This window comes from Novosphingobium organovorum (genome assembly GCF_022832435.1).
Lineage (GTDB): Bacteria > Pseudomonadota > Alphaproteobacteria > Sphingomonadales > Sphingomonadaceae > Novosphingobium > Novosphingobium organovorum.
Genome location: NZ_JALHLF010000140.1, coordinates 1 through 7,131, shown reverse-complemented (window position 1 = coordinate 7,131; position 7,131 = coordinate 1). Strand labels below are relative to the sequence as shown.

4 protein-coding genes are annotated in these 7,131 nt (G+C 68.3%); 2 read left to right on the top strand and 2 right to left on the bottom strand.

The annotated features are described in order from the left end of the window. Positions 1 to 922: MFS transporter (locus MTR62_RS18945; RefSeq protein ID WP_244023881.1), on the bottom strand; the 922-nt coding region annotated here is incomplete at its 3' end. 155 nt (positions 923 to 1,077) lie between these two features. Here MTR62_RS18945 and MTR62_RS18940 point away from each other — a divergent pair. After that, entirely contained in the window at positions 1,078 to 3,573 is a 2,496-nt protein-coding gene (locus tag MTR62_RS18940) for a TonB-dependent receptor (RefSeq protein WP_244023879.1), read from the top strand. Positions 3,574 to 3,664: 91 nt separating this feature from the next. Continuing rightward, positions 3,665 to 5,971, top strand: a complete 2,307-nt coding sequence (locus tag MTR62_RS18935; RefSeq protein ID WP_244023877.1) for a beta-glucosidase family protein — start codon at positions 3,665 to 3,667, stop codon at positions 5,969 to 5,971. Here MTR62_RS18935 and MTR62_RS18930 read toward each other — a convergent pair. Beyond that, positions 5,961 to 6,662 carry a hypothetical protein gene (locus MTR62_RS18930; protein ID WP_244023875.1) on the bottom strand — a complete coding sequence of 234 codons (702 nt, stop codon included), beginning with the start codon at positions 6,660 to 6,662 and terminating at the stop codon, positions 5,961 to 5,963. The two genes, MTR62_RS18935 and MTR62_RS18930, sit on opposite strands and share 11 nt — an antisense overlap. Positions 6,663 to 7,131: the final 469 nt, after the last annotated feature.

The following is a 7,131-nucleotide window of genomic DNA, read 5'->3' as shown; positions in this document are numbered from 1 at the left end:
CCATCGCGCCCAGCGCCGCGAGCCCCAGCAGGCGCGCGGTGCCCAGCGCGCGCACCGCTCCGGCTCCGAGAAAGCGCCCGACCATCGCGGCGGCCCAGTAGAGGCTGACCATGTTGCCCGCCGACACCGCGCCAAGGCCCAGCGTATCGGCGCGCATGAGGTATTCCACCGCCAGCGTCGCGAGCGTGACTTCGGCGCCGACATAGCAGAAGATCGTCAGCGTCCCGGCCATCATCGAACGGTTGGTGGCCAGGCGGGCGAGCCGCCGCCAGAGCGGCTTGCCCCCTCCTGTTTCAAGCCCGTCCGATGGAGCGCGGGGGAGCGGTGGGGCCAGCGCGGCGTTGCGCGCGAACAGCCCGCCCAGCACCAGGAACACCGCGCCGGCGGCGATGAAGGGCACGGCCGGGCGGACCGCGCCGCCGTGCACGGCCAGGATGAACGGCGCGCCGACCAGCGGGCCGAGCACGGTTCCCACGGAATTGAACCCCTGCAGCAACGTATAGCGCGAAGCCATCGCGCCCGACCGCTTGAACACGGTGGTGACCGCGTTGCCCGAGATCTGGAGAAACGTGACCCCGAGCGAAATGACCAGCAGCGCGAGCAGCAGCGGCGCGTAGCGGCCCTGCGCGTGGGCCAGGGCAAAGCCCGCGCAGCCCGCCGCCATGATCGCCAGCCCGACCGCGATCGAGCGCATGTAGCCCAGCGCGACCGAGGCGAAGGTGACCGGCAGCGCGAAAAGCAGGTAGCTCGAATAAAAGGCGAGATGCACCAGCAGCGCTTGGGCATGATCGAGGTGCATCGTCAATTCGAAGCGCGGCACCAGCAGGTTGACCGTCCCGGTGATCGCCCCGCCGCCCAGGTAGACGCCCACCAGCAGGCCGAAAAGCCGCTTCTCCTGCGATGTCGCCGTGGGGTCGTTCATGCGCCCGACCCTATACGCTGGTGCGCGGGGCGCAAGGCGTGGGCGGGCCTGTCCGCAAATTAAGACATCGATGTCAGAAACATTTTGACATCGATGTCAGATTCTGGTGAGAGAGCGCCAAGCCCGCCGATACGGGCATCATCAGGAGAGGTAGAATGAAACGGCATTGCCTTGCCGCGAGCACTGCGCTTGCATCGATCGTGCTTTTCGCCGGAGCCGCGCAGGCTCAGAATTCGGGGGCGAATGCGTCGCCCTCATCCGATCCGGAATCCCAGGGACAGGTCGCCGAAATCATCGTGACCGCGACCAAGCGCGCGACCAGCCTCGAAAAGACGCCGATCGCGATTTCGGCCTTCAGCCAGGATTCGCTCGATCGCAACCAGGTGCAGGACGTCAAGGGCCTGGCGGACTTCGTGCCCAGCCTGCACTTCGCGCAGCAGGGCGATCAGGGCGCGATCCTCCTGACGATGCGCGGCATCGGCAACGATTCGGCCTATACCGAAGTGGCCGACCCCGAAGTCGCGATGTACATCGACGGCATCTACAGCCCGCGCTCGCAGGGCGCCTCGGTGCTGATGTACGACATGGAGCGGGTCGAGGTGCTGCGCGGGCCGCAGGGCACGCTGTTCGGGCGCAACGCCACCGTCGGCGCGATCAGCCTGATTACCGCCAAGCCCGAACTGGGCGCGTTCCACGCCCGTGTCGAAGCGGTCGGCGGATCGTACAACCGGATGGGCGTGAAGGGCATGGTCAACATTCCCGTGACGGACAACTTCGCGCTGCGCGCCGCCTTCATCACCGATCGCCACGATGGCTACATCGATTACCAGGACGCTCCCGAAGTCACCGGGATCGACCGTTCGGCCTATGTCACGAGCGGCAAGAAATACTATGCGGGCAACCAGACTTCGGCCCGGCTTTCGGCGCTGTGGGACCTTGGCCGGTTCCACTGGGACCTCTCGGGCGAATGGTACAAGGACACAGGGTCGCCCATTCTCCAGCTCATGCAGACCCCGCGCTCGGGCGAGAAATTCTGGTCCGCGCTGGTCGACACCGCGCCTGAGACCGACCGCTATTCCTGGTCGGTCCGCTCGAACATGCGCTACGATCTGACCGATGCGATCGAGGCGGTCTACATCGCCGGCTTCTCGCGCGTGGGGGGCACGGCGAATTCGGACTCGGACGCCGGGGCCTTCGTTCCCTACACCGATGACAGCGGCACGCTGGTCCTGCCCAGCGGCCAGTTCGGCGAGAACCGCACGGCCTATTCGCGCTACGATTTCTGGAGCCACGAACTCCAGCTCAAGTCCACCGGGACCAACCCCGTCGACTGGATTTTGGGCGGCTATTACAGCCACGAAGTCAACAAGATCCGCTTCGACATCGATCAGCGCAACGGCTACCGCTACGGCACCTTCAACTGGGCGGGCACGTTCATCCAGGCCGATCGCGAAATCGATTCGCGCGCGGTGTTCGGCCAGGCCGTGTGGCACGCGACCGACACCATCAACCTTACCGGCGGCCTGCGCTACACCAACGACAAGAAGCAGGACATCGGCGGGCGCAACATCACCTATTGCGGATCGCCCAATTCGGACAACGCCAACTGCTACGCCACGCCCGACCTGCCCGGCGTGTTCGGCATCGCGACCGATGGCGCGGGCAACGCGACCGACGTGCTCGCTGCGCTCAACGCCGAGAGCGAGGCGCTGGGGCTGGGCGACCTGTGGGGCATTTCCAGCAACGACACCAAGGGCAGCTGGGGCAAGCTGACCTGGCTCGCGCGCGCGGACATGCAGGTGACCCCCTCGACGATGGTCTATGGCAGCGTGAGCACCGGCTTCAAGTCGGGCAACATCGAGGACGGCGGCCTGCTTGCCGGGCCCGAAACGCTGACCAACTACGAGATCGGTTCCAAGTCGCGGCTGTTCGGCGGGCGCGCGACGCTCAACCTCGCGGCCTATTACGAGGACTTCAAGGGCTATCAGGTCAACCAGGCGGTGACCACGCGCGACGATGACGGCAACGTCACCGCCAGCCAGATCATCACCACCAACGCCAAGGGTGCGAAGGCCTGGGGCCTCGAGGCCGAACTGGCCGCGCGCCTGACCCAGAACGATCGCCTGAACCTTGCCGCGACCTACCAGCACACCGAGTTCGACACGCTCTACACCGTCGACAACCGCATCTACAACGTGGAGAGCGATGGTTCGACGATCCAGAACCTCAAGGGCAACGAACTGCCGCACGCGCCGCATTTCTCGATGACCGGCACCTACGAACACGATTTCGTGTTCGCCAGCGGCGCGCGCCTCACCCCGCGCGCGACGCTGCACTACGAGACGCGCAGCTGGCTGAGCTACTTCAACGGCGATGACGCCGCGCGCTATCCCACCGCTTACCAGGACGGCAAGGGGTTGCTGGGCACCGCGTTCGACCAGCAGAAGGCCTTTGCCAAGGTCGATCTGGGCCTGGCCTATTCCTCGCCCGACGATCGCTACGGGGTCGATCTCTTCGTCGAGAACCTCACCGACAAGCGCATCCGCACCAGCGCGAGCGTCGCGGGCGCGACGAGCGGGCTGACGCCGGTGTTCCTGTCGAACTACGAACCGCCGCGAACCTGGGGTGTGCGTCTGCGCGCCAAGATTTGATGCGGTTTGGCGATGCGGCCGGCCTCGCACCTCCTCCTCCCGCGGGCGGCCGCATCGCTCTTGTTTCCTGTTTCATCCGAAAGGTAATCCGATGCGCGCCGTTTCCGCCGCCTTGCCGCTGCTCGCCCTGAGCTTCACCGCGACCTTGGGGGCGAGCGCCGTTCTGGCCCAGGCGCCCCAGGATGCGCACGGGGTTGCGGCCAGCACCGTGACACCGGCCGCCGAGCCCTGGCGCAACCGTGCGCTGCGTCCCGAAGCGCGCGCCGCCTTGCTCGTCGCGGCGATGCGTGAGGACGAGAAGCTGCAACTGGTGCGCACCTGGTTCCCGCCGCTGGCCAAGGGCCAGCCCGGCGCGCCCGACGATCTCATCCCCTCGGCAGGCGAGATGGTGGGCATTCCCCGCCTCGGCATCCCGACCCTGCGCGAAAGCGATGCCAGTCTTGGCGTCGCCAACCAGGTCAACCAGCGTCCGGGCGACACCGCGACCGCGCTGCCCGCGAGCCTTGCCACGGCGGCCAGCTTCAACCCGGTGATCGCCGAACAGGGCGGCGCGATGATCGGCGCGGAGGCGCGCGCCAAGCGGTTCAACGTGCTGCTGGCGGGCGGGGTGAACCTGACCCGCGATCCCTGGGGCGGGCGCGATTTCGAATATCTGGGCGAGGACCCGCTGCTCGCCGGCACGCTCGCCGGTGCCCAGGTGCGCGGGGTGCAGAGCAACCACATCGTCTCGACCATCAAGCACTTCGCGCTCAACGCGCAGGAAACCGGGCGCATGGTCTACGATGCACGCATCGGTGAGGCGGCGCTGCATGAAAGCGATCTGCTGGCCTTCGAGATCGGCATCGCTGAAGGCCAGCCCGCCTCGGTGATGTGCGCCTACAACAAGATCAACGGGGATCACGCCTGCGAAAGCGCCGACCTGCTCACCCGCGTGCTGCGCGGGGACTGGCACTACACCGGCTGGGTGATGTCCGACTGGGGCGCGGTGCATTCGACCGTGAAGGCCGCCAACGCCGGACTGGATCAGGACTCGGGCGCCGAGCTCGACGATGGCGACTGGTTTCGCGACCGGCTGCGCGCCGCCGTCGCTTCGGGGGCGGTGGCGCCCGCGCGGCTCGACGCGATGGCGCGCAACATCCTCACCGGGATCATCGCCAGTGGCCTTTACGACGATCCCGCGCCCGAAACGGTGCAGCCGATCGATACCGAGGCGCACGCGCGCGTGGCCCAGACGGCCGCGGAGCAGGGCATCGTGCTCCTGCGCAACAGCGCCGACCTGCTGCCTGCGGCGAGCACGGCGCGGCGCATCGTGCTGATCGGTGGCCACGCCGATGTCGGCGTGCTGTCGGGCGGCGGGTCGAGCCAGGTGCGTTCGACCGGCGGCGTGCCGGTGGAAATTCCGCTGACCTCGGGCCCGGCGGCGTCCTTCGCGCGGATCACCTGGCACAATTCCTCGCCGCTGCGCGCGATCCAGGCGCTCGCGCCCAAGGCCGAGGTCACCTATGTCGACGGCCGCGATGCGGCGCGCGCGGTGCAGACGGCGAGGGGCGCGGACCTGGTGCTCGTCTTCGCCACGCAGTGGCGCACCGAGGCGGAAGACGTGACTTCGCTGTCGCTTCCCGATGGCCAGGACACGCTGATCGCGAAGGTCGCGGCGGCGAACCCGCGCACCGCCGTCGTGCTCGAAACCGGCGGCCCGGTGCTGATGCCCTGGCTCGGCAAGGTCGGCGCGGTGCTGGCGGCCTGGTATCCGGGCCAGCGCGGCGGCGAGGCGATCGCCAACGTGCTGTTCGGAAAGGTCAACCCTTCGGGCCGCCTGCCGATCACCTTTCCCGCCTCACCTGCGCAGGCGCCGCGTCCGGCCCCGGTCGGACTGGAGGTCATCGCCAGCCACGATGCGGCTTCGAACGCGGGCATGGGTGGCGGCGCGGCGGCGCTGGCGATCCCGGTTGACTATCCCGAAGGCGCCGATGTCGGCTATCGCTGGTACGAGAGGACGGGCGCCAGGCCGCTCTTTCCGTTCGGCTTCGGGCTGTCCTACACCCGCTTTGCCTATGACCGGCTGACGGCGACGGGCGGGGCGGATCTCACGGTGCGCTTTACCGTCACCAACACCGGCGAGCGGACGGGGGCGGTGGTGCCCCAGCTTTATGCCGCGCCCGAGGGTGAGGGCGCCTACCCGGCGCGCCTCGCGGGGTTCGTGCGGATCGAACTGGCACCCGGCGAAAGCCGCACGGTGACGCTGCGCGCGGACCGCCGCGTGCTGGCGCGCTGGGACGAAGGCGCGCGCGAATGGGCGCTGGCAAAGGGCCGCTATACGGTCATGGTCGCGCGCGCGGCGGGCGCTCCGGTGCTGTCGGGCACGGCTGAGCTGGAGGGCGCGCGCTTCAGACCGTGAGCGGGGGATCGGCGTCATTAGCGTCTGGAGCCTGCGCCCCCGCCTCATCCGGCTGGGCCGGGGGCGGACCGAACAGGCGCGGGTGGCGTTCGACGAAGCGCTGCAACCAGTCCTTGTGCCCCGCCTGGCGTGCACGGCGCAAGGTGACGAGGCCGAGCGCGCTGGCGAGCAAGGCGCCCGCGCCATCGACGATGAGGTCCCACATCGTATCGGTGAGGCCCGAGGGATCGCCCAGCATCGGCTTTTGCATGGTCGTGGCGAACAGCGTGTCCATGGCGAATTCGAACACTTCCCACAAGGCGCCCAGGGTGACGCTGAAGCAGAACGCGAAGCAGGCGAGGAACGTGGGGGACAAGGCAAAGCGCACGATCGCGCTTTCGTTGAGAAGATAGAGCGTGAGGAAGCCGAGCAGCCCCAGCAAGACCCCCGAACTGGTGTGGAGCGCCAGGTCCCACCACCAGATCCGTTCGTAGAAATCGCGCACTTCGCCCAGAAACAGCGTGGCGAAGATGAACAGGACCGCGCCGAGCTGGATTTCGATCGGCACCACCGCCAGCACTCCACGCCGCCATACCACCGGCAGCGCGATCACCGCCATCAGGCCGACCACCAGCGCCGCGTGCCCCCAGCGCGCGGTCCACGCCAGGCTCGCCAGTTCGAGCGCCATGACAGCCAGCATGGCTAACGTCACCAGAGTCTGCTTGCGTCCGGCGCGAGGGGGCGCGCCGGGGGCGGGTGATCGGGGCATGGCGGGTCGCTCTATCCTTGGTCGCTGCGCCCAAGCATGCACGCCCGACGGGCGGGTGCAAGCGTGAAGCGGCGGCGGGAAGCGGCGGGCGGTTCGGGGCGCTTGGGACCGCTTCAGGGCGTTGGGCCGCTATCATGCGTGGGGATACGCCCCACCTTGCGCCAGGCGCTATTTTGCGTGAGGGAAAGTGGCGGCCCCTGCGTATGGACAGGGCGAACGAGGGATCGAAAAGGTCGGTTTATGGGCGAAGTGGACGAATTTCTGGCGCAGCTGCGCGAACGGCCGATGCCCGCCGGGCTCGATGCGCTCGACGTGCGGGTGTTCGAGGCGATGGGCGAGCGGCTGGAACGGCGCCGCGCGCGCGGGGCGCTGGCGCTGTGCTGTCTGGCGGCGGGGGTGATCGGCCTGGTCG

Coding starts and splice junctions, on each gene's coding strand:
- MTR62_RS18940 (WP_244023879.1), top strand. CDS start 1,078: ATGAAACGGCATTGCCTTGCCGCGAGCACTGCGCTTGCATCGATCGTG.
- MTR62_RS18935 (WP_244023877.1), top strand. CDS start 3,665: ATGCGCGCCGTTTCCGCCGCCTTGCCGCTGCTCGCCCTGAGCTTCACC.